Genomic DNA, 23,077 nt, shown 5'->3' on the forward strand with positions numbered 1-23,077 from the left:
TACTTTCCCCCGTAGACGACTTGCTTTCCTGCCCCGTTCAGTCCCTACCGGCCAATGCGGCCACATTCAACCCGAATTCTCACTCTGTACGGACAAGTAAGGCGAGAGTGTGACATTGGCCGCACTACTGTCACTGCAGCATCCCACTCCGAGTCAACACCCGGCCGCATAACGGGAAATACGGGTCTTCGATCTCTCCATCCCGTTACGCTGCATTGGCCTGCGTTCGTGCCCCCACGAGACATGCGTACATCAGGTGGACGCGAACCGGAGTCGACCATACCGGCAGCGGCCCCACACACAAGTACCCCCTTCCTTCCGCCCGAAGAGGCGGCACCCCACTCGCAACCGCCGTAATTACAAGGCGCGTCGGACCAATTCATAGGCATCCCACAGGTCCCGTCCCATGTAGGAGTGCGTGGCAAGGCCCGCCAGATGCCGATCCGCATTGACCGCGACGGATACCGGCACCGTCTCGAACAGGTCCTTGTCGGACAGCGAGTCGCCATAGGCGACGCAGTCGGCCCGCATCACCCCGAACTCTTCACAGAGCCGGTCCGCGATCTGCACCTTCGCCGCGGCGCTGAGAATGCCCGCGAGGTCAACGGGCTCGCTGAACGGCAGAGCGGGAAAACGCGAACCGTATGCCGCATGCGCACCCCACGTCGTCAGTCGCTCGACGAAGAACGAGGGCGAGAGGGAGACGACAGCGCAGTAGTCGCCGTTGTCTCTGATCTCCGCCCAGACGTCCTCGATGCCGGACAGCCACGGCGCGCCCTCGAAGGCCGCCGCCACATGTTCCTCCCTGAGATCCGCCCACAAGGCGCGCACCTGTGTGGCGTACTCCGGCGGACCGATCCGTCCTGCCGAGATCGCTTGGTCAAGCGCGACCGTCTCGGCCTCCAGACCGATCTGCCGTGAGATCTCCTGAGGCGCGGAACTCCCGTACAGCAGCGTTCCATCAAGGTCGAAGAGATGAAGGCGTGGCATGGAAGCCGAGGTTAGCGGTCCGGGCACACATCGCTGTTTCACGTGAAACATCTGTCCGTGTGCTGTGAGAAGCGTCGCTGTCTCCATGCCGCACCTGGGGCATGACATGGCCAAAAGCGCATAGGTCCCTGGGTAAACAGGTGGACGTCAGGGGTGCATGTCAGACAGCCTGACCTGCGTGTCGACACCTTCCCCCGCCGTTCTGCCCATCCGCCGACTGACGCCTCGCGATCTCACCGCCTGCGCCGATCTGTCAGAGAACCGGGGGTGGCCCCGTGAGGAACACAAGTGGGGTCTGCTCCTCGCCGCCGGGACGGGTTACGGCATCGACGACCCCGACGGCGGCCTTGTCACCGCCTGTGTCGTGACCGAGTACGGAACGCCGGAGAGGCTCGAACTGGGGGCGATCGGAATGGTGCTGGTCGCCGAGCGGCATGCCCGCCAGGGTGTTGGCCGGCGCCTGATGCGGCACGTCGTGGCAGAGATGGGCACCACCCCGCTGACCCTGCACGCGACTCCTTATGGCCGACCGCTCTACGAAGAGCTGGGCTTCAAGGTCACGGGCCGCGCCGAGATGGTCCGTGGACACTTCGTCCCTGGCGGGCCGGACCCGAAGGTGGCCACACGCCCAGCCACCGCCGAGGACCTCACCCCGATTCTTCGGCTCGACGCGGAGGTCTTCGGCTCCGACCGCACCCATGTGATCACGCGGCTGCCCGCCTTCTCCGACCAGTTGCGCGTCGCCGTGGAGAACGGCCGGATCATCGGCTACGCGGCCGCCTGGCCCAACACGGACACCCATGTGGTGGGTCCGCTGATCGCCCGTGACACCGAGACGGCGAAGTCACTCATCACCTCGCTCGCCGCCCACACCGACCGCCCGCTGCGCACCGACATCGACGTACGGCACGAAGAGCTGCTGTCCTGGGCGAAGGAACACGGCCTGGAGCCCACGAGCTTCAACGCGGTGATGACGTACGGGATCTCGGAGTTGCCCGGGGACTGGACACGACGTTTCGCTCCGCTCACGGTGGCAGCGGGCTGAGAGCCGCCGGGGTGTAGTCGCATCCACCGCGCAGAGAGTCGCTCACCGCGTAGAGAAGCGCCGGTCCCCGACGTCTGTGGGGGACCGGCGCTTGTCTACGGGGGTGCGGTCGAACAATGTCTACCGTGGTGCGGTCAGACGAGCGTCTCCACCGCCGCCGCGGCGAAGCCGTGGTCCTGGTCGGGCGCTCCGCCGCCGACCCCGATCGCCCCGATCAGACGACCGTCGCGACGGACCGGAACACCGCCCGCGATGAACAGGAGCGGACGGTCGAGCGCGGTGGGCAGGGTGTGGAAGAGGCCGCCGGGCTGCACCGCGTCGACCAGTTCCCTGGTGGCGGAGTCCAGCTGGAGGGCCGTGTAGGCCTTGCGCGTGCTGGTCTCGCCGGAAATCAGTACGGCGCGGTCGTCGCGCCGGAAGGCGAGCAGATGGCCGCCCGCGTCGAGGACGGTGACGCTGACCGTGACCCCGGCGGCCTCGGCGGCCCGGCGGGCCGCCGAGACGAGAGCCTCGGCGTCCTGGATGGTCAGCGGAGCAACGGCGACGGTGGTGGTGGTCATGAGGGACTTTCTCCTTGAGGTGCTGTTCGGCCGTGGCCGATCAGGGTGCTGGGCTCAGCCGTGAGGGGCCGGCTGCTCTTCGGTGACTCAGTGGTGGACGGCGGTCCGCTGCTCGATGGGCACGCTTGCGGCGACGGTGCCGGCGGCATCGGCCCGGCGTTCCAGGGCTGCCGACACGACGGCGAGGACCAGGGCTCCCGCGGCCAGCGCCGCGCCGACCCAGTTGGGGGCGGTGTAACCGAGGCCGGCTGCGATGACGAGGCCACCGAGCCAGGCCGAGAGGGCGTTGCCGAGGTTGAAGGCACCGATGTTCACGGCCGAGGCCAGGGTGGGAGCACCGTGCGCCTGGTCGAGGACGCGCTTCTGCAGCGGCGGCACGGTCGCGAAGCCGAGGGCGCCGATCAGCGCGATCGTGAGGGCCGCCAGGATCTTGTTGTGTGCGGTCACGGTGAACAGGGCGAGCACGATGGCAAGGCCACCCAGGGACACGTACAGCATCGGCATCAGGGCGCGGTCGGCGAACCTGCCACCGATGAGGTTTCCGCCGACCATGCCGAGGCCGAAGAGGACCAGCAGCCAGGTGACGGAGGTGTCGGCGAAGCCGGCGACGTGCGTCATCATCGGCGCGATGTAGGTGATGGCCGCGAAGACGCCTCCGAAGCCGAGCACGGTCATCGCCATGGCGAGCAGGACCTGGACGTTCTTGAAGGCGGCGAGCTCGTGGCGGAGATGTACGCCCTCGGGCTTCGGCATCTCGGGGACCAGCTTGGCGATACCGAGCAGACCGATCACTCCGAGCGCGGCGACTCCGGCGAAGGTGACCCGCCAGCCCGCGGACTGCCCGATGAGCGTACCCAGGGGGACACCGACCACATTGGCGATGGTGAGTCCGCTGAACATCATGGCGATCGCACCGGCCTTCTTCTCCGGCGCGACAAGCTCGGCGGCGACGACCGATCCGATACCGAAGAAGGCGCCGTGGGCGAGCGAGGCGACGACTCGGCCAGCCAGCATCAGCCCGAAGGCCGGGGCCACGGCGGAGAGCAGGTTGCCGACGACGAACAGCCCCATCAGCAGCATCAGCATCCGCTTGCGGGACACCTTCGTGCCGAGTGCGGTCATGATCGGGGCGCCGATCACCACGCCGAGGGCATAGCCGGTCACCAGTAGTCCGGCCGTGGGGATGGAGACACCGAAGTCACCGGCGACCTCGGGCAGCACACCCATGATCACGAACTCGGTGGTGCCGATTCCGAAGGCCCCGATCGCGAGGGCCAGAAGCGCGAGAGGCATGGTGGGGACACCTTCCCAAACGATTGCAGGAGCGCTTTGCGTGCGTTCACAATAGTTGCACACGCGGGTTAAATGCAAGGGCGGACTATTGCGTTCGTGCTCTACCCTGGTGTCAGCTGCTCCGGGATGGAGGAACACGCCATGACAGCCACGGACCCCGCACTCACCGCCCTTGCCCAGGGGTGGTGCGCCCTCTCCCTGCTGCACGGGAGGATCGAGGCCCACATCGAGCGCGCCCTGCAGGCCAGGCACGACCTCAGCGTGCGGGAGTACTCCCTGCTCGACGTGCTCAGCCGACAGCACGACGGCGAGGGTGGTCACTTGCAGATGAAGCAGGTCGCGGACGCGGTCGTGCTCAGTCAGAGCGCCACCACACGGCTCGTCACCCGGCTCGAGGACCGTGGTCTGCTTGCCCGCTATCTGTGCCCGACCGACCGCCGCGGCATCTACACGAACGTCAGCGAGGCCGGCCTCAAGCTCCTCGAAGAGGCACGGCCCACCAATGACACCGCCCTGCGCGAGGCGCTCGACGAAGCAGCCAAGTCCCCCCAACTGGCCCCACTGGTCCGCGTCGTGGAATCGGCGAGCGTGTCCGCCTAGGCAGGGACGTGCTCCCGTCCCCTGCCGGGCACCCACGCAGCCCGCACAGGGCCTGGATACGCTGTGGCCATGGGAGATCTTGAGATTCGACCGGCCGCTTCGGACGATGTCCCCGCCATTGTCGCGATGCTCGCCGATGATCCGCTCGGCGCCCAGCGGGAGTCACCCGACGACCTGACCCCCTACCTGGCCGCACTCGAGCGGCTGAGCGCCGACCCGAATCAGCACCTGGTGGTCGCGGTGCGCGAGGGACGCGTCGTCGGCACCCTGCAGCTCACGGTCATACCCGGGCTGTCCCGCAAGGGCTCGACCCGCTCCCTCATCGAGGGCGTGCGCATCCACTCCGACGAGCGCGGCAGCGGCCTCGGCTCCCGGTTCATCGAGTGGGCGATCGATGAATCCCGGCGCCAGGGATGCCAGTTGGTCGAGCTGACCTCCGACGCCACCCGCACTGACGCCCACCGCTTCTACGAGCGGCTCGGCTTCACGGCCTCACACGTGGGCTTCAAGCTGGCGCTCTGAGCCACCTGTGTACGCCGGGGGTCTGTTTCACGTGAAACAGACCCCCGCAGCATGACGGCGGCTACTGAATCCCTCGCCAGCCCTCGGGGTCCACTCCACCCGGCACAGGAGCGCCCTCGTCGTACGGCTGACGCGTGAAGACGAACGAACCGAGGTCGAGGTGGCTCAAGGACCCGTCAGGGCGCCGTACGGCCCGTAGCCGCTCCCCCGTGTAGTACCCGTCGAGCCCCGTCCAGGTCCCGTCCCCGTTCACCCGGAAGCGCGAACCGCGGCCACCTCCGGCCAGCGGGCCCATCTCGACCATGCCGTCGGCCCTCAGACGAAGCGCGCACGCCTGGGTACCCCAGTACCAGGGACCGGCCAACTCCAGGACGGACTGATCGACTTCGGCGGCCGGACGCCATGGCTCGGGGATCCGCGGCTCGGCCTCGGCGACGATCCGTACGAGATCGGTGGCCACGGTCAGCGTCCGCGGACCGGAGGTGCAGTTGGACAGCACCACCGCCGCCACGTCGTCCTCCACACCGATCGCGAGTGCCGCAAGGAAGCCGGGCAGAGACCCTGAGTGCCCCACCAGGATCCGGCCCGACCGATGCAACACCTGGAGTCCCAAGCCGTAGGAGTCTCCCGAGGCGAGCTGATCGGCTTCCAGGGGGGCCGCAGGCGTACGCATCTCCCGCAGGGACTCCGCGCTGAGCACCGCCGCGTGCCCCGTGGCCAGGAAGGCAGCGAAGCGCGCCAAGTCCCCTGTGGTGGACCACAGTTGCCCGGCCGGAGCCATCCGGCCGAGGTCCTCGGCGGGCTCCGGCATCATGACATCCGCCCACGGATGCACGGCCCAGCCGCCCGCATGAGGTGCCTGCGGCTGCCCACTCGTGCGGTGCAGGCCCAGCGGCTCGAGCACCTCGCGCCGCAGCGCCTCTTCCCAGGGGACTCCCCGCAGTTCCTCGATCAGTGCGCCCAGCAGGGTGTAGCCGGGGTTCGAGTAGTGATGCAGCCGCCCGGCCGGATGCAGGAAGGGCTGCTCACCGAGCACGTCGGAGAGCTCGGGGCGCAGCGAACCGGGTGTGCGTTCCCACCAGGGTCCGGGGGTCTCGGCCGCCAGCCCGGCGGTGTGCGCGAGGAGCTGGGCGATGGTGGCCTCCCCCGCACCGGTGCCCGGCAGATGCTTCTCCAGCGGGTCGCCCAGGTCGAGCAGTCCCTCGTCGCGCAGCCGCAGCACCAGCACGGCCGTGAAGGTCTTGGTGATCGAACCGATCCGGTACTGCACGTTCTCGTCCGGTCCGTGCCCGTCCACCGAGGTGCGTGACCCATGCCACACCGCCTCCCCGCCCCGGACCACCGCCGCGACCAGCGACGGCGCCCGCCCTTCGGCCTGAGCGGCGGCGATGCGGTGCAACAGAGCCCGGCGCGTGCCGGGAAGGAGCTTTTCCTGGGGTGTCGTCATGCCCTCAGTCCACCCGGCCCGGCACCGCACGTCGAGTGCATTTCCCCGAAGACCGGGCGCATGTCCTCCGCACCGCGCCCAGGAGGGTGGATCAGGTCTGTGCCATGTCCACGAAGCGCGAGTAGTGGCCCTGGAAGGCCACGGTGATCGTGGCGGTCGGGCCGTTACGGTGCTTGCCGACGATGATGTCCGCCTCGCCGGCGCGCGGTGACTCCTTCTCGTAGGCGTCCTCGCGGTGCAGCAGGATCACCATGTCCGCGTCCTGCTCGATCGATCCGGATTCACGCAGGTCGGAGACCATGGGCTTCTTGTCCGTGCGCTGTTCGGGACCACGGTTGAGCTGCGAGAGCGCGATCACCGGCAGCTCCAGCTCCTTGGCCAGCAGCTTCAGGTTTCGCGACATGTCGGAGACCTCCTGCTGTCGGCTCTCGGACCGCTTGCCGCCCGACTGCATCAGTTGCAGATAGTCGATGACGACGAGCTTCAGATCGGCGCGCTGCTTGAGGCGGCGGCACTTGGCGCGGATCTCCATCATGGACAGGTTCGGGGAGTCGTCGATGTAGAGCGGCGCGGCCGAGACGTCGGGCATCCGGCGCGCGAGCCGCGTCCAGTCCTCGTCGGTCATCGTGCCGGATCGCATGTGGTGCAGGGCCACTCGGGCTTCGGCTGACAGCAGGCGCATCGCGATCTCGTTGCGCCCCATTTCGAGCGAGAAGATCACGCTGGGCATGTTGTGCTTGATCGAACAGGCCCGCGCGAAGTCCAGCGCCAGCGTCGACTTACCCATGGCGGGACGAGCCGCGATGATGATCATCTGGCCCGGGTGCAGACCGTTGGTGAGGGAGTCGAGGTCGGTGAAGCCTGTCGGCACGCCGGTCATCTCCCCCGACCGTGAACCGATCGCCTCGATCTCGTCGAGCGCACCCTCCATGATGTCGCCGAGCGGCAGGTAGTCCTCGGTGGTGCGCTGCTCGGTGACCGCGTAGATCTCGGCCTGGGCGGTGTTGACGATCTCGTCCACGTCGCCGTCGGCCGCGTATCCCATCTGTGTGATGCGCGTGCCGGCCTCGACCAGGCGGCGCAGGACCGCGCGCTCATGGACGATCTCCGCGTAGTACTCGGCGTTCGCCGCCGTGGGGACCGTCTGGACGAGGGTGTGCAGATACGAGGCACCACCGACCTTGGTGATCTCACCCCGCTTGGTGAGCTCGGCTGCGACCGTGATCGGGTCGGCCGGCTCGCCCTTCGCGTACAGATCGAGGATCGCGGTGTAGATGGTCTCGTGCGCGGGCCGGTAGAAGTCGTGGCCCTTGATGACCTCGACGACATCGGCGATGGCGTCCTTGGACAGGAGCATGCCACCGAGAACGGACTGCTCGGCGTCGAGGTCCTGGGGAGGTACGCGCTCGAAGGACGAACCTGCGCCTTCCCACGGCCCGTTGTCCCGATCGCGGTCGTGCTGTTCGTCGCGGCCCCGGCCACCCTCGCGGCCCCGGCGGGAAGCGGGCAGACGATCACTGGGACCGCTGTCGGCCCACGGGTCGTCCAAGGGCTCGGAAATACTCACCGAGCCACCTCCTCCCGTCCGCCGAGCGGACCTAACCGTGCCCCACATTTCTACGGCACGGCACTGACAAATAAGAGGCCCAACTCCGGTTCTGATGCGTCGGTTTTGCGAGGTTTCCGAGGGCAGAACAGAGAGCGGGCGCCGCACCACGTTAGGCCCGCGGGCACCGTCAGCCAATCTGGTTATCCACAGGCCATGTGGACGACGGCCCGGATGCTGTGGAGAACTCCACAAAACCTGTGCACGACCCGGTGGACAGGCCTGTGAACAAGCCCTCAACCACTCGAAAGAAACCGCTCTGACCTGCTCGTTTACCGTCCACCGGCTGTGCAGAAGAAAAACTTTCCCGGTCGGACCAAGATCGCTTCAAACGGTACACGGCGACACGCCCGACGGGAGCGCTGGTAATGGTCACTATCACGTTGCATCTCTTACCTGTGGAAGATTAGATTGGTGCCCATGACACAGGCTCCCCCGGCACCCGAGGCCGCCCGACGCCGGCACGACCGAGAGATCGTCGCGCTGGCCGTCCCGGCCTTCGGCGCACTCGTCGCCGAGCCTCTTTTCGTGATGGCCGACAGCGCCATCGTCGGACGCCTCGGCACCGCGCAACTGGCCGGCCTCGGTGTCGCTTCCGCCCTTCTCACGACCGCCGTCAGTGTTTTCGTCTTCCTCGCGTACGCCACCACCGCCGCCGTCGCCCGACGGGTCGGCGCCGGTGATCTGCGGGCCGCGATACGCCAGGGCATGGACGGCATCTGGCTCGCGCTGCTGCTCGGCGCGCTCGTCATAGCCGCTGTCCTGCCCACGGCACCCGCCCTCGTGGAACTCTTCGGCGCCTCGCACACCGCGGCCCCGTATGCGACGACCTATCTGCGCATCTCCTCACTCGGCATCCCCGCGATGCTCATCGTGCTCGCGTCCACCGGGGTCCTGCGCGGCCTGCAGGACACGAAGACCCCCCTTTACGTCGCCGTCGGGGGCTTCGTCGCCAACGCCGCCCTCAACGCGGGCCTCGTCTACTGCGCCGGACTGGGTATCGCCGGCTCCGCCTGGGGCACCGTCATCGCCCAGTTCGGTATGGCCGCTGTGTATCTCTTCGTCGTCGTCCGCGGAGCCCGGAAGCACGGGGCCTCGCTACGACCGGACGCCGCCGGGATACGGGCCTGCGCTCAGGCCGGTGCGCCCCTGCTCGTGCGCACGCTGTCGCTGAGGACGATCCTCATGATCGCCACGGCTGTCGCCGCACGGCTCGGGGACGCCGACATGGCCGCGCACCAGATCATCCTGTCCCTGTGGAGTCTGCTCGCCTTCGCGCTCGACGCGATCGCCATCGCCGGACAGGCCATCATCGGACGCTATCTCGGCGCGAACGACGCTCAGGGTGCTCGCGAGGCCTGCCGTCGCATGGTGCAGTGGGGCATCGCTTCCGGCGTCGTCCTCGGCCTGCTGGTCATCGCCGCCCGCCCGGTCTTCCTTCCGCTGTTCACCAGCGACTCGGCCGTCCAGAACACGGCGCTTCCCGCCCTGGTTCTGGTGGCCGTCTCACAACCGATCAGCGGGGTCGTCTTCATCCTGGACGGAGTCCTGATGGGCGCGGGAGACGGCCCCTACCTGGCGTGGGCCATGCTGCTCACCCTGGTGCTCTTCACTCCTGTCGCGCTGCTGGTACCCACGCTCGGGGGCGGGCTCACCGCGCTCTGGGGAGCGATGACGCTGATGATGACGGTGAGGATGCTGACCCTGTGGCTGCGCTCCCGCTCGGGGCGCTGGATCGTCACGGGCGCGACACGCTAAACCAACGCACCGGCCGTTTCACGTGAAACGGCCGGTGCGGCCGGCCAACCCGACCTGGCCATCGCCCGGCCGCCACCGTTGCCCTTGCGCTGGCCCTCGCGCCGGCCCAGACCCTCGCCCTGGCCGTCGGCGCCCCCGTCCTCAGACCTGTTTCACGTGAAACCCCCGTTTCACGTGAAACACAGAACAACTCGCCCCTACCGAACGAAGAAGGGCCGTACCCCAGCGGGTACGGCCCTTCTCTCAGCTATGCCGAGCGCAGCGGTCAGGCCGCGACGACCTCGATGTTGACCTTGGCGGCAACCTCGGGGTGCAGACGCACGGACGTCTCGTGGGCGCCCAGGGTCTTGATCGGCGAGCCCAGCTCGATGCGGCGCTTGTCGACCTCGGGGCCACCGGAAGCCTTGATCGCCGAAGCGATGTCGGCCGGGGTGACGGAACCGAAGAGACGACCGGCGTCGCCGGAGCGGACAGCCAGACGGACCTTCACGCCTTCGAGGCGGGCCTTGATCTCGTTGGCCTGCTCGATGGTCGCGATCTCGTGGATCTTGCGAGCACGACGGATCTGCTCGACGTCCTTCTCGCCACCCTTGGTCCAGCGGATCGCAAAGTTCCGCGGGATCAGGTAGTTGCGAGCGTAACCGTCCTTGACGTCGACGACGTCGCCCGCGGCACCGAGGCCGGAGACCTCGTGGGTGAGGATGATCTTCATTAGTCGGTCACCCTTCCCTTATCGCGCGGTGGAGGTGTAGGGCAGCAGCGCCATCTCACGGCTGTTCTTCACGGCCGTGGCGACGTCACGCTGGTGCTGCGTGCAGTTGCCGGTCACGCGGCGGGCACGGATCTTGCCGCGGTCGGAAATGAACTTCCGCAGCATGTTCGTGTCCTTGTAGTCCACGTACGTGACCTTGTCCTTGCAGAATGCGCAGACCTTCTTCTTCGGCTTGCGCACAGGCGGCTTCGCCATGGTGTATCTCCTGTGTGATCAAGAAGTGGGGGTACGGCCCACCCTCGGCCCTGGGGCCTAGAAGGGGGGCTCGTCCGAGTAGCCGCCGCCAGAGCCGCCGGAGCCGCCGGAGTTTCCACCCCAGCCGCCACCGCCGCCGCCCTGGTTGCCACCCGCGGGAGCGCTGGTCGCCCAGGGGTCGTCCGCGGGAGCTCCGCCGCCGCCCTGCTGGCCGCCGCCGGAGCCTCCGCCCCAGCTGCCGCCCTGCTGACCGCCGCCACCGCCGCCGTAACCGCCCTGGCCACCTCGACCGGTGGTCTTGGTGACCTTGGCCGTGGCGTTCTTCAGGCTGGCGCCGACTTCCTCGACGTCCAGCTCGTAGACCGTGCGCTTGACGCCCTCACGGTCCTCGTAGGACCGCTGCTTCAGCCGGCCCTGCACGATGACGCGCATGCCTCGCTGGAGCGACTCGGCGACGTTCTCCGCCGCCTGACGCCAGACCGAGCAGGTCAGGAACAGGCTCTCGCCGTCCTTCCACTCATTGGTCTGACGGTCGAAGGTGCGGGGGGTGGACGCGACACGGAACTTCGCGACCGCCGCACCGGAAGGGGTGAAGCGCAGCTCGGGGTCGTCGACAAGATTGCCGACGACCGTGATGACGGTCTCGCCTGCCATGGGGGAACCTCTCGGCGGGTTTGCTGCTGGCTGCTAGTGCTGCTACTCGATGCCCGAGATCAGCTGAGCTGCAGAGCTCAGTGGGTCTCGGGACGGAGGACCTTGGTCCGGAGGACCGACTCGTTCAGGTTCATCTGGCGGTCGAGCTCCTTGACGACCGCAGGCTCGGCCTGCAGGTCGATGACCGAGTAGATGCCCTCGGGCTTCTTCTTGATCTCGTACGCGAGACGACGACGGCCCCAGGTGTCGACCTTCTCGACCTTTCCGTTGCCCTCACGGACGACGGAGAGGAAGTTCTCGATCAGCGGGGAGACTGCGCGCTCCTCGAGATCGGGGTCGAGGATGACCATCACCTCGTAGTGACGCATGTGGAACCCACCTCCTTTGGACTCAACGGCCACGGCGGTTCCGTGGCAGGAGGGTTGTGATGCGTTCGCAACGGTATCCGCCGCCACTGACAACGCCACTGACAAGAGGACTCCGTCGATGTACCGAGTGATCGGTGAACCGAAGGGGAATCCTTGTCGTGACCTGGCCATGGCTTGGGCAGACACCGGTGCAGAGGGTACAGAGTACCCGCACACCTGCTTCCGGTTGAAATCCGGCCGGGGTCACCGTCAATCTGTACACATCGGGTGTGTATGGCGCTACGATGCGCCGCCTTCCGCAGGAGGTGCCCTATGGCACAGACGCGACCCACCGTTGCCGGCTCTCTGTTCGCGACGGACCACAAGCCCCACCCCCTCCAAGACACGCTGCTCGCGGTGACTCTGGTCCTCGGAGTCACCGCTCTCATCACGTCAGCCTTCAACAGCCTGCATCTGGTCAGCTCATGGGCAGGCCTGATCGGGATCATCACCGGCGCCTCCGGGCAGTTCATCTCGGAGACGACCCGGGAGCGCTTCGGTCTGGTCCTGGGTCTCGGCGCCTCGGCCGTCGGCTTCTTCCTCGGCATGGCGCACGGCGGCCTCTTCGGCGGCATCATCGGCTGAGGCGACCGGACCCGTTCCGCGGGCCGGGCAGCCGGACACAACCTCGTCCGGACGGCCGGAGACGCCACCTCCTGCCGGCACAGCCGGACACATCACCTCAGAACGCCCTGACCACGCTTCGGTCAGGACGCAGGTTCAGTGCGGCCAGTCGGGGCGCTCCCAGGGCGCAGTAGGCTTCGGCGCGAGAGCCGGAGCCCCTGTACCCATGGGGACACACCAGCCCGAGGAGCGCCCCGAATGAGCCTGACCCTGAGGACCATCAGCCGAGAGCAGCATCTGGCGTACATCCAGAGCCTGCCCGCGGCGAGCCACATGCAGGTTCCGGCATGGGCCGATGTCAAGGCGGAGTGGCGCTCCGAGAGCCTCGGCTGGTTCGACGAGCGGACCGGCGAGATGGTGGGCGCCGGGCTGGTGCTGTACCGCCAGCTGCCCAAGATCAAGCGCTACCTCGCCTATCTCCCCGAGGGTCCGGTCATCAACTGGTACGCGCCGAACCTCGACGAGTGGCTGCAGCCGATGCTCGCGCACCTCAAGCAACAGGGCGCCTTCTCCGTGAAGATGGGCCCGCCGGTGATCATCCGGCGCTGGGAGGCCACGTCCATCAAGGGCGGCATCCAGAACCCGGACGTGAAGCGCCTGCGCGACATCGAGGCTGACTTCATCGAGCCACGCGCCTTCGAGGTCGCCGACAAGCTGCGCCGCATGGGCTGGCAGCAGGGTGAGGACGGGGGGGCCGGCTTCGGCGACGTACAGCCCCGCTACGTCTTCCAGGTGCCGCTGGCCAACCGCTCCCTGGAAGAGGTCCACAAGAACTTCAACCAGCTGTGGCGGCGCAACATCAAGAAGGCCGAGAAGGAGGGCGTCGAGGTCGTCCAGGGCGGCTACCACGACCTCGAGGAGTGGCAGCGGCTGTACGAGATCACGGCGATCCGCGACCACTTCCGGCCGCGCCCGCTGTCGTACTTCCAGCGCATGTGGTCGGCCCTCAACACCGAGGACCCCAACCGGATGCGGCTCTACTTCGCCCGGCGCGGCGGCGTGAACCTGTCCGCGGCCACGATGCTGGTCGTCGGCGGGCACGTCTGGTACTCGTACGGCGCATCGGACAACATCGGGCGTGAGTTCCGGCCGTCGAACGCGATGCAGTGGCGGATGCTGCGCGACTCGTACGCCCTGGGCGCGACCGTCTACGACCTGCGCGGCATCTCCGACTCGCTGGACGAGACGGACCACCTCTTCGGCCTGATCCAGTTCAAGGTGGGCACGGGCGGGCAGGCCGCCGAGTACCTCGGCGAGTGGGACTTCCCGCTCAACAAGCTGCTCCACAAGGCGCTCGACATCTACATGTCGCGTCGCTGAACCCACTGCGTGTCGCGCCGCTGAGCCGGCCCGGAGCGCATGCGGAGCCGCCCATCCGGCCCGGCGTCGCCCCGTTGGTCCAGCGGATCCGCCACAATTTCCCTACCTCTGATTCACCGCAGCCACGAGAAAGGTTCCGGGACCGGCCATGGCGCTCACGCTCTACGTCGACACCGCGCGCTGGCGGGCACACCACAAGCAGGTGTCCGAGCAGTTTCCGGGGCTCGTCCCCGTCTGCAAGGGCAACGGCTACGGCTTCGGCCACGAGCGGCTCGCCGACGAGGCCACCCGCCTCGGCTCGGACATCCTGGCCGTCGGCACCACGTATGAGGCCGCCCGGATCAAGGACTGGTTCGGCGGCGATCTGCTGGTCCTGACGCCGTTCAGGCGGGGCGAGGAGCCCGTACCGCTGCCCGACCGTGTCATCCGCTCGGTGTCGTCCATCGACGGCGTGTACGGCCTCGTGGGCGCCCGTGTCGTCATCGAGGTGATGTCCTCGATGAAGCGGCACGGTGTCAGCGAACAGGATCTGCCGCATCTGCACCAAGCCATAGAGAACGTCCGGCTGGAGGGCTTCGCCATCCACCTGCCGCTGGACCGCACCGACGGCTCGGACGCCGTCGAGGAGGTCATCGGCTGGATGGACCGTCTGCGCGCGGCCCGTCTGCCGCTGCACACGATGTTCGTCAGCCACCTCAAGGCCGATGAGCTCGCGCGGCTGCAGCAGCAGTTCCCACAGACCCGCTTCCGCGCCCGCATCGGCACCCGGCTGTGGCTGGGGGACCACGAGGCGACCGAGTACCGCGGAGCCGTCCTGGACGTCACCCGTGTCTCCAAGGGCGACCGCTTCGGCTACCGGCAGCAGAAGACGGCCTCCGACGGCTGGCTGGTCGTCGTGGCGGGCGGTACGTCGCACGGAGTGGGCCTGGAGGCCCCGAAGGCTCTGCACGGCGTCATGCCGCGCGCCAAGGGCGTCGCCCGGGCCGGCCTGGCGACGGTCAACCGGAACCTTTCTCCGTTCGTCTGGGCCGGCAAGCAGCGCTGGTTCGCCGAGCCGCCGCACATGCAGGTGTCGATCCTCTTCGTGCCGTCGGACGCCACAGAGCCGCAGGTCGGCGATGAGCTGGTGGCCCATCTGCGGCACACCACCACGCAGTTCGACCGCATCGTGGAGCGCTGATCCCGGGACAGGAACACCTGCCCCTGCCCTTGGGGGCACAGCCGAAAGGCCGTACACGCATACCGTGTACGGCCTTTCGCGTTGCCCATCGGAGCCGGGCCCGAGCCCTGTTCGCTCAGAGCGAACTGTCCTCCGGGGCCGGCCCCCCGCCGTTGCCGCCCCATTCCACCTGAGGCCCCTCGAAGTGGGCCGCGTGCCGCGGTGGATGGGCCGCCGCGCCGAGCACGAAGACGTCCTCCGCGCCGTCCAGGACGCCTCCTGAGGGATCGTCCTCGCCCGCCCTGCGCACGACGTCGCGCTCCGGCATGAGGATGTCGCGCACGACCACGGCGCACAGGTACAGGGTGCCCAGGAGGTGGGCGGCGATCGCGAACTGGTACCCGTGGGAGGAGAGGCCCTTGTGGGCCTCCCCGCTGGTCGTGTACGCGAGGTACATCCAGATCCCCAGGAAGTACGCGACCTCGCACGCCTGCCAGATCAGGAAGTCCCGCCACTTCGGCCGGGCCAGCGCGGCCAGGGGGATCAGCCACAGCACGTACTGGGGCGAGTAGACCTTGTTGGTGAGGATGAAGGCCGCGACGATCAGGAAGGCCAGCTGGGCGAAGCGGGGGCGGCGCGGGGCGGTGAGCGCGAGCGCGGCCATGGCCACGCAGACGAGCACCATCAGGACCAGCGCCCACGCGTTCGCCGTCTGGTAGCTGATCGGGATCTTCCACCAGGTGGAGATGAACAGGAAGACCGAGCCGAAGTCGATCCCCCTGGTCTGGCTGAAGCTGTAGAACTTCGCCCAGCCCTCCGGCGCGAGGTACATCACGGGAAGGTTCACCACGAGCCAGGCTCCGACCGCGCCCATGAGCGCGTTCCCGAACTCCCGCCACTTGCCCGCCCGCCAGCACAGCACGAGCAGCGGTCCCAAGAGCAGGAACGGGTAGAACTTGGCGGCCGTGGCGAGCCCGAGCAGGATGCCGAAGGCGAGGGAGCGGCCACGCGACCACATGAGCATCGCGGCGGCCAGCAGGGCCACCGCGAGGAGGTCCCAGTTGATGGTGGCCGTGAGCGCGAAGGCGGGCGCGAGGGCGACCAGGAGGCCGTCCCAGGGGCGCCGGCGGTGGGTGCGCGCGGTGCATACGGCGATGACCGCCGCGCACACCATGAGCATCCCGGCGTTGACCATCCAGTAGATCTGCTCCTGGTGCTGGATGCTGCCGCCGCCCGGCGTGAGCCAGGCCGCGACCTCCATGAACAGACCGGTCAGGACCGGATACTCGAGGTAGTCCATGTCGCCGGGGAGCTTGTCGAAGTACGGCACGAGCCCGTCGGCGAAACCGCGTCCCTGGTAGAGGTGCGGGATGTCCGAGTAGCACGCGTGCGTGTACTGCGTGCTGGCCCCGAAGAACCAGCCGCTGTCGTAGCAGGGCAGTTTCTGCACCATACCGAGGGCGAACATGCCGATCGCGACGAGCGCGATCACCCGCACCGGGGTCCACCAGGACGCCCCCAGCAGCGCTCTCCGTCCGATGGGGCCGCCGATCAGCTCACTTCCGGCCGCGGCGATCTCGTCGTCCTTGGTCGGCCGCACCGGATCCGGCTCGCGCACGCTCGTTCGCGTCGTCTCTGCACTGGGCATGGCGCACATCCTGCCGTACGCGTCTGAGAATGGCCGCAGGGGCAGTGAAGCTCTTACCGTCCGGCGCCCACGATGCCGCCGGGTGAGCGAGGCGCGGCTGCGCGTTTCGGCCCGCACGCGCAGAACGTTCTCCCCGCACGCACAGAACAGGGGCCGTCAGCCACAGCTGACGGCCCCTGTTCCTCGGGTTACGCGTCTATCTATCCGCCGTTCTGCCCGGCGAAGATGCCGCCGTTGGCATTACCTCTGGTGTTCCCGTTGGTATTGGTAGCCGTCGCTGTGGGTGAGGTGGTTCCGGTCGGACCGCCGGTGCCCCCGGCGTCCGTCCCCCCGTTGTTCCCACAGTTCCAGCTGAAGTTGCCGCAGGTGTCGGTCGGCGAGGCCGTGGGAGAGCTGCTGAGGGACGGGCTGGGCGAGGTACTCGGCGTCGGGCTCGCCGACGGCGACGGTGTGGTCGACGGGGTCGGGCTCGGGCTGGGGCTGGCGTTGAGGATCTCGCCGAGCGGTTCGGCCGCCGGGAAGTCCTCGTGCTTGGAGTTCTTCAGGGCCACGGCCATGTAGTCCTTCCAGACCTGGGCCGGGATGTCACCACCGTGAACGGACGCCACACCGCCGGTGCCGTTCATCGATTCCAGCTTGCTCGTCTTCGGGTCGGACCTGAACAGGGTGACGGCCGTGGACAGCTCCCTGGTGTAGCCGACGAACCACGCCGACTTGTTCTTGTCGGTCGTACCCGTCTTGCCGGCCACGGGGAAGCCCATGTCGGCGACCTTCTTGCCGGTTCCGTTCTGGACCACGTTCTGCAGGACGTCGGTGACGTTGTTCGCCACGTTCTCGGGCATCGCGGTCTGCTCGGCGGGCGGCTTGAACTGGGCGAGCGGCTTGCCGTCCCTGAGGACCTGGGTGACCGAGTACGGCTCGTAGTGCGAGCCCGACGCGGCGAAGGTGCCGTACGCGTCGGCCATGCGAATGGCGCTCGGGGTCGACGTACCGAGGGAGAAGGAGACGTTGTTCAGGTTTCCCTGGTCGAAGGAGTCCGGCAGGATGCCCATGGACTCCGCGACCTTCCGGGTCTTGGAAAGGCCGACGTCGACGCCCAGCTGCGCGAACGGGGAGTTGATGGACTGCTCCATGGCCTTCTTGAGCGTCACCATCCCCCAGGCCTTGGTGCCCTCGTTCTTCTGCCGGAACGGCTTCCCGTCGTTACCCATGATCGGGTCGCCGTTCTGGTCCTTGATCACCAGAAGGTCGTCGCCGTTGTAGCGGGCCATCGGCGAGAGGACCTGTGGAGCGGTCTTGTACGTTCCGTACTGCATCGCGGTGGCCAGCACAAACGGCTTCCAGGTCGATCCGACCGGCACGCCTGTCGTATTGGCGTTGTTGGAGTAGTGGCCCTTGTCGAAGCCGTCGCCCCCGTAGATCGCCACGATCTTGCCGGTCTTCGGATCGACCGACGCCGCGCCGAACTGCACGTCCTTGTCGGTCGTGGGTCGCGCCTTGGTGTCGAGGAAGCTCTTCTTCGTCGCCTTGACGGCCTTCTCCAGCTCGCTGACCTTCTTCTTGTCGAAGGTCGTGGTGATCCGGTAGCCGCCCTTCTCCAACTGCTCCGGCGTGATGCCGGCCTGCTTCGCCACATACTCCTTGGCGATGTCGACGAGATAACCGGTCTGGCCGGACAGGGACGAGGTCTGCTTCTTCGGCATGGGGAACTTGGTGATCTTGTCCCGATCGGCCTGGGTCATGTTCCCGACCTTGACCTCACGGTCCAGGATCCATGTCCATCGGTCCTGGACGCGCTTGGTGTTGGCCTCGGGCGAGGCCAGCGCCCCGACACCCCCGTCGGGGTTGTACAGGTTCGGGCCCTTGAGGACGGACGCGAGGAAGACGCACTGCTCGGTGCTGAGGTCCTTGGCATTCACGCCGAAGTAGGCCTGGGCCGCCGCCTGGATCCCGTAGGCGTTGCGCCCGTAGTACGCGGTGTTGAGGTAGCCGGCGAGGATCTCGTCCTTGCTCAGCTTCGAGTTCACCTTGATGGAGATGAAGAGCTCTTTGAACTTACGCGTGATGGTCTGGTCCTGGCTCAGGTACGTGTTCTTCACGTACTGCTGAGTGATGGTCGAACCACCCTGCGTCTGGCCGCCCTTGGCCATGTTGACGAAGGCGCGCGCGATGCCCATCGGGTCGACGCCCGAGTCCTTGTAGAAGGTCGCGTTCTCGGCGGAGACCACCGCGTTCTTGATGGCCTTCGGGATCTCCTCCGGCCCCACGATCTGCCGGTTCGTCTGACCGCCGGTGGCTGCCATCTGGGTCCCGTCGGACCAGTAGAAGACGTTGTTCTGGGCCAGGGCCGTGTCGTTCGGGTTCGGGACGCCCACCATGGCGTACCCGATGCCTGCCGCGACCAGCAGCCCTCCTATGAAGGTGAGGAACGTGCCCGTCACCAGCTTCCAGGACGGCATCCAGCGCCCGGCTCCCGACTTGCCCGCGCGCGGGTAGTCGATGAAACGCTTCTTTACAGGCCCAGAGGCCCGCGCGCGCCCGGGTCCGTCAGGACCGCCGCGGCGACCGCCGGGCCCGGTGGCGTCGGCGCCTCGGCGCCGGCCGCCACCGCTGCTTCTCTGGGCTGCACGCCGGGCCTCGGCGCGGCCGGTGTACGGGCGCTCCTCCTCACCTCCCGACTCATAGGAGTCGGAAGGGGACCCGGTGGCGCCTCGCGGTGCCGCACGGCGGCCGGAGGACGGGCCGGTCTGGCCGCGTCGGGCCGCGGCACGTCCGCCGCCCTGTGGCTGCGACGGTTTGCGACGGTGCTCGCTCATCGAACGATTACTCCTCGGGCAGGCGCACCCGTGCGCGCCTGGAAACGGCAGCTGGTTTCCGGTCCCCCCGAAGTACGGATGCGGTCGATTGCGCATTCACCCGTACTGCACCAGGGACGAGGACGCCCTCAGGCGTCACTCGGTTCCCGGTGGTTTTGCATGGCGCACAGACTACGCACCGTCAAAACCCCCCTTTCCCTGAAGTTCACCCCAAATCAGGCAACTTGCTTCGTATGAATCGGTGATGTGACGCCGTTCACCATGGTCCCCCTTGTCGCAGACGGACGGCCGATCTATCGTGCTGATGTATCGAGTCGATACATCAGCTCGGCATAAAGAACGTGCCGGGGAGGCCGCGACAGCGAGGAGGCGATATGAGCCGGCGTTCCGGGATCCTTGAGTTCGCCGTCCTCGGCCTGCTTCGCGAGTCCCCGATGCACGGCTATGAGCTGCGCAAACGACTCAATACGTCACTGGGTGTGTTCCGCGCGTTCAGCTACGGGACGCTCTACCCCTGCCTCAAGACGCTGGTCGCGAGCGGCTGGTTGATCGAGGAATCGGGGAGCACCACCGAGGACGCCCTCGCCGCTCCGCTCGCGGGGCGGCGCGCCAAGATCGTCTATCGGTTGACGGCAGAAGGTAAAGAGCACTTCGAGGAGTTGCTCTCGCAGACCGGACCCGACGCGTACGAGGACGAGCACTTCGCTGCCCGTTTCGCGTTCTTCGGGCAGACGTCACGCGACGTGCGCATGCGCGTACTGGAGGGCCGCCGCAGTCGGCTCGAGGAGCGACTGGAGAAGATGCGTGCCTCTCTGGCACGCACCAGGGAGCGCCTCGACGACTACACCCTTGAGCTCCAGCGCCACGGAATGGAGTCCGTGGAGCGCGAAGTGCGCTGGCTGAACGAGCTCATCGAGAGCGAGCGAGCGGGACGGGACGTCAAGGATTCCGCCTCCGAAGGCACCCCCCAAGGTGCCTCCGAAGGCAGCTCCCCGGGCGCCTTCGAAGGCTCCGCTCAGCAGAACAGCACATCTGGAGAGACGGGCGGCCTGCCCCGGCACCGGGACCAGTCCCGGCCGGATCCGTCCGACGACACCACCACGTGAGGTCCAGTCGGGGCTTCACCTCGTACACACAGGGAGCAACCGGAATGGGTTCGGTTCGCGTAGCCATCGTCGGCGTGGGCAACTGCGCCGCCTCGCTGGTGCAGGGCGTCGAGTACTACAAGGACGCCGACCCGGCGGCCAAGGTCCCGGGTCTGATGCACGTCCAGTTCGGCGACTACCACGTCGGTGACGTCGAGTTCGTCGCCGCCTTCGACGTCGACGCGAAGAAGGTCGGCCTCGACCTCTCCGACGCCATCGGTGCCAGCGAGAACAACACCATCAAGATCTGCGACGTCCCGAACAAGGGCGTCACGGTCCAGCGCGGCCACACCCTCGACGGTCTCGGCAAGTACTACCGCATGACCATCGAGGAGTCCGCCGAGGAGCCGGTCGACGTCGTCCAGATCCTCAAGGACAGGCAGGTCGACGTCCTCATCTGCTACCTGCCCGTCGGTTCCGAGGACGCGGCGAAGTTCTACGCCCAGTGCGCCATCGACGCCAAGGTCGCCTTCGTCAACGCTCTCCCGGTCTTCATCGCCGGCACCAAGGAGTGGGCGGACAAGTTCACCGAGGCGGGCGTCCCGATCGTCGGCGACGACATCAAGTCGCAGGTCGGCGCCACCATCACGCACCGTGTGATGGCGAAGCTGTTCGAGGACCGCGGTGTCCGCCTTGAGCGCACGATGCAGCTCAACGTGGGCGGCAACATGGACTTCAAGAACATGCTGGAGCGCGACCGCCTCGAGTCCAAGAAGATCTCGAAGACGCAGGCCGTCACCTCGCAGATCCCCGACCGCGACCTGGGCGAGAAGAACGTCCACATCGGTCCCTCGGACTACGTGGCGTGGCTCGACGACCGCAAGTGGGCGTACGTCCGTCTCGAGGGTCGCGCCTTCGGCGACGTCCCGCTGAACCTGGAGTACAAGCTCGAGGTCTGGGACTCCCCGAACTCCGCGGGTGTCATCATCGACGCCCTGCGCGCCGCGAAGATCGCCAAGGACCGCGGCATCGGTGGCCCGATCCTGTCGGCGTCCTCGTACTTCATGAAGTCCCCGCCGGTCCAGTACTTCGACGACGAGGCCTTCGCCAACGTCGAGAAGTTCATCAAGGGCGAGGTCGAGCGCTAGCAAGACAGGCCTCCGAGCGCCGGCGAGACACGGCGCGGAGCGCCGAGGGGCTTTTCGCTCCTGCCCGTCGAGGGTCCCTGGGTCTTTGACCCGGGGACCCTCCTCGTATGTGAGGCTGTGCCCCATGGCTGTCGTGCGTGACCTGCGCGTCCTCCTGCGCTTCCAGGGCTTCAGACACCTGCTCGGTGTCCGGTTGCTGTCCCAGGGCGCCGACGGCGTCTACCAGGTCGCGCTCGCCACGTACGTCGTCTTCTCGCCGGAGAAGCAGACCTCCGCGGCGTCGATCGCCTCCGCGATGGCGGTACTGCTCCTGCCGTACTCCCTGGTCGGCCCCTTCGCCGGCGTCCTGCTGGACCGCTGGCGGCGCCGCCAGGTCCTCCTGTACGGCAATCTGCTGCGGACCGCGCTGGCCTGCGTGACGGCCGTGCTGATGCTGAGCCATGTTCCCGACTGGCTCTTCTACGCCTCCGCCCTGTGCGTCACCGCGGTCAACCGGTTCGTCCTCGCGGGGCTTTCGGCCGCCCTGCCCCGTGTCGTCGACTCCCACCGGCTGGTCATGGCCAACGCTCTGTCGCCCACCGCCGGAACACTCGCCGCGACCGCGGGCGGCGGTCTCGCGTTCGTCGTACGACTGGTCGCCTCGGACTCGGACGCGGCGGTCGTCCTCCTCGGTGCGACCCTCTACTTGTGCGCGGCGCTCGCCTCACTGCGCATCGCAGCGGAACTGCTCGGCCCTGATCAGGAGTTGGTGCAGCCGAGCTTGCGCACGGCGCTCACCGGGACCGCGCGCGGCCTTGCGGCCGGTGTGCGCCATCTTGCCCAGCCCGCGCGGCGGGAGGCGGCCTGGGCGCTCCTGTCGATGACCCTGATGCGCTTCTGCTACGGCGCTCTGACCGTCATGGTGCTGATGCTGTGCCGGTACGCCTGGTCGTCCGGCTCCGACGGCGGACTCGCCCTGCTGGGCCTGGCGGTGGGCATCTCCGGGGCGGGCTTCTTCGTCGCGGCCGTGGTGACGCCGTGGGCGGTGGGACGGCTGAGCCCCGGCGGCTGGATCGCCGCGTGCGCGGCCACGGCAGCCGTCCTGGAACCCGCGCTCGGTCTCCCTTTCGAGGCGGCGCCCATGCTCGCCGCCGCCTTCGTTCTCGGCCTGACCACACAGGGCGCGAAGATCGCCACCGACACGATCGTGCAGTCCTCGGTCGACGACGGCTACCGCGGCCGGATCTTCTCCGTCTACGACGTTCTGTTCAACGTCGCCTTCGTCGGCGCGGCCGCAGTAGCCGCCCTGATACTGCCCCCTGACGGCCGCTCAGCTTCCCTCGTCGTCACGCTGGCCGCGGTCTACACAGCAATTGCTGTTGCTATGGCCCGCTTTGAGATGCAGTAAGTGTCACATCAGGGCCACAGAGCCTCTCTGGGCTACTGCGT

Annotated in this window: 21 protein-coding genes; 10 read left to right on the top strand and 11 right to left on the bottom strand. The window is 67.7% G+C overall.

Features of this window, described 5'->3' with window-relative positions; translation table 11 throughout:
• Positions 1-357 precede the first annotated feature (357 nt).
• On the bottom strand, positions 358-990 hold the full coding sequence (locus ACIQTP_RS29765) for an HAD family hydrolase (protein WP_403405384.1): 633 nt from the start codon (positions 988-990) through the stop codon (positions 358-360).
• Between the two features lie 178 nt (positions 991-1,168).
• Between ACIQTP_RS29765 and ACIQTP_RS29770 the strand changes: the two genes are divergently transcribed.
• Entirely contained in the window at positions 1,169-2,035 is an 867-nt protein-coding gene (locus tag ACIQTP_RS29770; RefSeq protein WP_403405387.1) for a GNAT family N-acetyltransferase, read from the top strand.
• Between the two features lie 134 nt (positions 2,036-2,169).
• On the opposite strand, the gene ACIQTP_RS29775 is transcribed toward ACIQTP_RS29770, so the two are convergent.
• Together ACIQTP_RS29775 and ACIQTP_RS29780 are read right to left on the bottom strand one after the other, a co-directional pair.
• Positions 2,170-2,595: a heme-binding protein gene (locus ACIQTP_RS29775; RefSeq protein ID WP_403405390.1), complete on the bottom strand. Its 426-nt coding sequence runs from the start codon at positions 2,593-2,595 to the stop codon at positions 2,170-2,172.
• Positions 2,596-2,682: 87 nt separating this feature from the next.
• Positions 2,683-3,888: an MFS transporter gene (locus tag ACIQTP_RS29780; protein WP_403405393.1), complete on the bottom strand. Its 1,206-nt coding sequence runs from the start codon at positions 3,886-3,888 to the stop codon at positions 2,683-2,685.
• 141 nt (positions 3,889-4,029) lie between these two features.
• Here ACIQTP_RS29780 and ACIQTP_RS29785 point away from each other — a divergent pair, with 141 nt between their 5' ends.
• Positions 4,030-4,488, top strand: coding sequence for a MarR family winged helix-turn-helix transcriptional regulator (locus ACIQTP_RS29785; protein ID WP_403405396.1), 459 nt, complete (start codon positions 4,030-4,032; stop codon positions 4,486-4,488).
• A 69-nt stretch (positions 4,489-4,557) separates the two neighbouring features.
• Positions 4,558-5,010, top strand: coding sequence for a GNAT family N-acetyltransferase (locus tag ACIQTP_RS29790; protein ID WP_402038908.1), 453 nt, complete (start codon positions 4,558-4,560; stop codon positions 5,008-5,010).
• Between the two features lie 61 nt (positions 5,011-5,071).
• Here ACIQTP_RS29790 and ACIQTP_RS29795 read toward each other — a convergent pair whose 3' ends face one another.
• Positions 5,072-6,457, bottom strand: coding sequence for a serine hydrolase domain-containing protein (locus ACIQTP_RS29795; protein ID WP_403405399.1), 1,386 nt, complete (start codon positions 6,455-6,457; stop codon positions 5,072-5,074).
• A 91-nt stretch (positions 6,458-6,548) separates the two neighbouring features.
• Positions 6,549-8,024 carry a replicative DNA helicase gene (gene dnaB / locus ACIQTP_RS29800; RefSeq protein WP_403405402.1) on the bottom strand — a complete coding sequence of 492 codons (1,476 nt, stop codon included), beginning with the start codon at positions 8,022-8,024 and terminating at the stop codon, positions 6,549-6,551.
• 459 nt (positions 8,025-8,483) lie between these two features.
• Here dnaB and ACIQTP_RS29805 point away from each other — a divergent pair, with 459 nt between their 5' ends.
• Positions 8,484-9,821 carry an MATE family efflux transporter gene (locus ACIQTP_RS29805; RefSeq protein ID WP_403405405.1) on the top strand — a complete coding sequence of 446 codons (1,338 nt, stop codon included), beginning with the start codon at positions 8,484-8,486 and terminating at the stop codon, positions 9,819-9,821.
• A 265-nt stretch (positions 9,822-10,086) separates the two neighbouring features.
• Here the strand turns inward: ACIQTP_RS29805 and rplI are convergent, their stop codons facing one another.
• The 4 genes from rplI to rpsF form a co-directional block, all read right to left on the bottom strand.
• Positions 10,087-10,533, bottom strand: a complete 447-nt coding sequence (rplI, locus tag ACIQTP_RS29810; protein WP_054236454.1) for a 50S ribosomal protein L9 — start codon at positions 10,531-10,533, stop codon at positions 10,087-10,089.
• 18 nt (positions 10,534-10,551) lie between these two features.
• Entirely contained in the window at positions 10,552-10,788 is a 237-nt protein-coding gene (gene rpsR / locus ACIQTP_RS29815; RefSeq protein ID WP_003949403.1) for a 30S ribosomal protein S18, read from the bottom strand.
• Positions 10,789-10,845: 57 nt separating this feature from the next.
• Positions 10,846-11,442 carry a single-stranded DNA-binding protein gene (locus ACIQTP_RS29820; protein ID WP_403405408.1) on the bottom strand — a complete coding sequence of 199 codons (597 nt, stop codon included), beginning with the start codon at positions 11,440-11,442 and terminating at the stop codon, positions 10,846-10,848.
• Positions 11,443-11,519: 77 nt separating this feature from the next.
• A complete protein-coding gene (gene rpsF / locus ACIQTP_RS29825) occupies positions 11,520-11,810 on the bottom strand; it encodes a 30S ribosomal protein S6 (protein WP_004950685.1) in 291 nt (96 codons plus the stop codon).
• A gap of 312 nt (positions 11,811-12,122) precedes the next feature.
• On the opposite strand from rpsF, the gene ACIQTP_RS29830 reads away from it, so the two are divergent.
• The 3 genes from ACIQTP_RS29830 to ACIQTP_RS29840 all read left to right on the top strand — a co-directional run bounded on the left by ACIQTP_RS29830 (position 12,123) and on the right by ACIQTP_RS29840 (position 14,973).
• Complete coding sequence (locus tag ACIQTP_RS29830; protein WP_403405411.1) at positions 12,123-12,434, top strand: hypothetical protein; 312 nt, start codon at positions 12,123-12,125, stop codon at positions 12,432-12,434.
• 237 nt (positions 12,435-12,671) lie between these two features.
• Positions 12,672-13,793, top strand: a complete 1,122-nt coding sequence (gene femX / locus ACIQTP_RS29835) for a peptidoglycan bridge formation glycyltransferase FemX (RefSeq protein WP_060901662.1) — start codon at positions 12,672-12,674, stop codon at positions 13,791-13,793.
• A gap of 148 nt (positions 13,794-13,941) precedes the next feature.
• On the top strand, positions 13,942-14,973 hold the full coding sequence (locus ACIQTP_RS29840; RefSeq protein WP_402038913.1) for an alanine racemase: 1,032 nt from the start codon (positions 13,942-13,944) through the stop codon (positions 14,971-14,973).
• Between the two features lie 115 nt (positions 14,974-15,088).
• Here ACIQTP_RS29840 and ACIQTP_RS29845 read toward each other — a convergent pair whose 3' ends face one another.
• Together ACIQTP_RS29845 and ACIQTP_RS29850 are read right to left on the bottom strand one after the other, a co-directional pair.
• Positions 15,089-16,600 (bottom strand): glycosyltransferase family 87 protein, encoded by a 1,512-nt coding sequence (locus ACIQTP_RS29845; protein ID WP_402038914.1) that lies wholly within the window; start codon positions 16,598-16,600, stop codon positions 15,089-15,091.
• Between the two features lie 200 nt (positions 16,601-16,800).
• Positions 16,801-19,416 (bottom strand): transglycosylase domain-containing protein, encoded by a 2,616-nt coding sequence (locus ACIQTP_RS29850; RefSeq protein WP_403405415.1) that lies wholly within the window; start codon positions 19,414-19,416, stop codon positions 16,801-16,803.
• Positions 19,417-19,790: 374 nt separating this feature from the next.
• Here ACIQTP_RS29850 and ACIQTP_RS29855 point away from each other — a divergent pair, with 374 nt between their 5' ends.
• The 3 genes from ACIQTP_RS29855 to ACIQTP_RS29865 all read left to right on the top strand — a co-directional run bounded on the left by ACIQTP_RS29855 (position 19,791) and on the right by ACIQTP_RS29865 (position 23,036).
• On the top strand, positions 19,791-20,522 hold the full coding sequence (locus ACIQTP_RS29855) for a helix-turn-helix transcriptional regulator (protein ID WP_403405418.1): 732 nt from the start codon (positions 19,791-19,793) through the stop codon (positions 20,520-20,522).
• A gap of 44 nt (positions 20,523-20,566) precedes the next feature.
• Positions 20,567-21,649, top strand: coding sequence for an inositol-3-phosphate synthase (locus ACIQTP_RS29860; protein WP_403405421.1), 1,083 nt, complete (start codon positions 20,567-20,569; stop codon positions 21,647-21,649).
• Positions 21,650-21,773: 124 nt separating this feature from the next.
• The gene (locus ACIQTP_RS29865) at positions 21,774-23,036 is read left to right on the top strand and encodes an MFS transporter (protein ID WP_403405424.1); all 1,263 of its coding nucleotides are present in this window, start codon (positions 21,774-21,776) and stop codon (positions 23,034-23,036) included.
• The last annotated feature ends 41 nt before the right edge of the window (positions 23,037-23,077 follow it).

Origin of the sequence: Streptomyces sp. NPDC090798 (assembly GCF_044768965.1) — a bacterium.
In the GTDB taxonomy this organism is placed as follows: domain Bacteria; phylum Actinomycetota; class Actinomycetes; order Streptomycetales; family Streptomycetaceae; genus Streptomyces.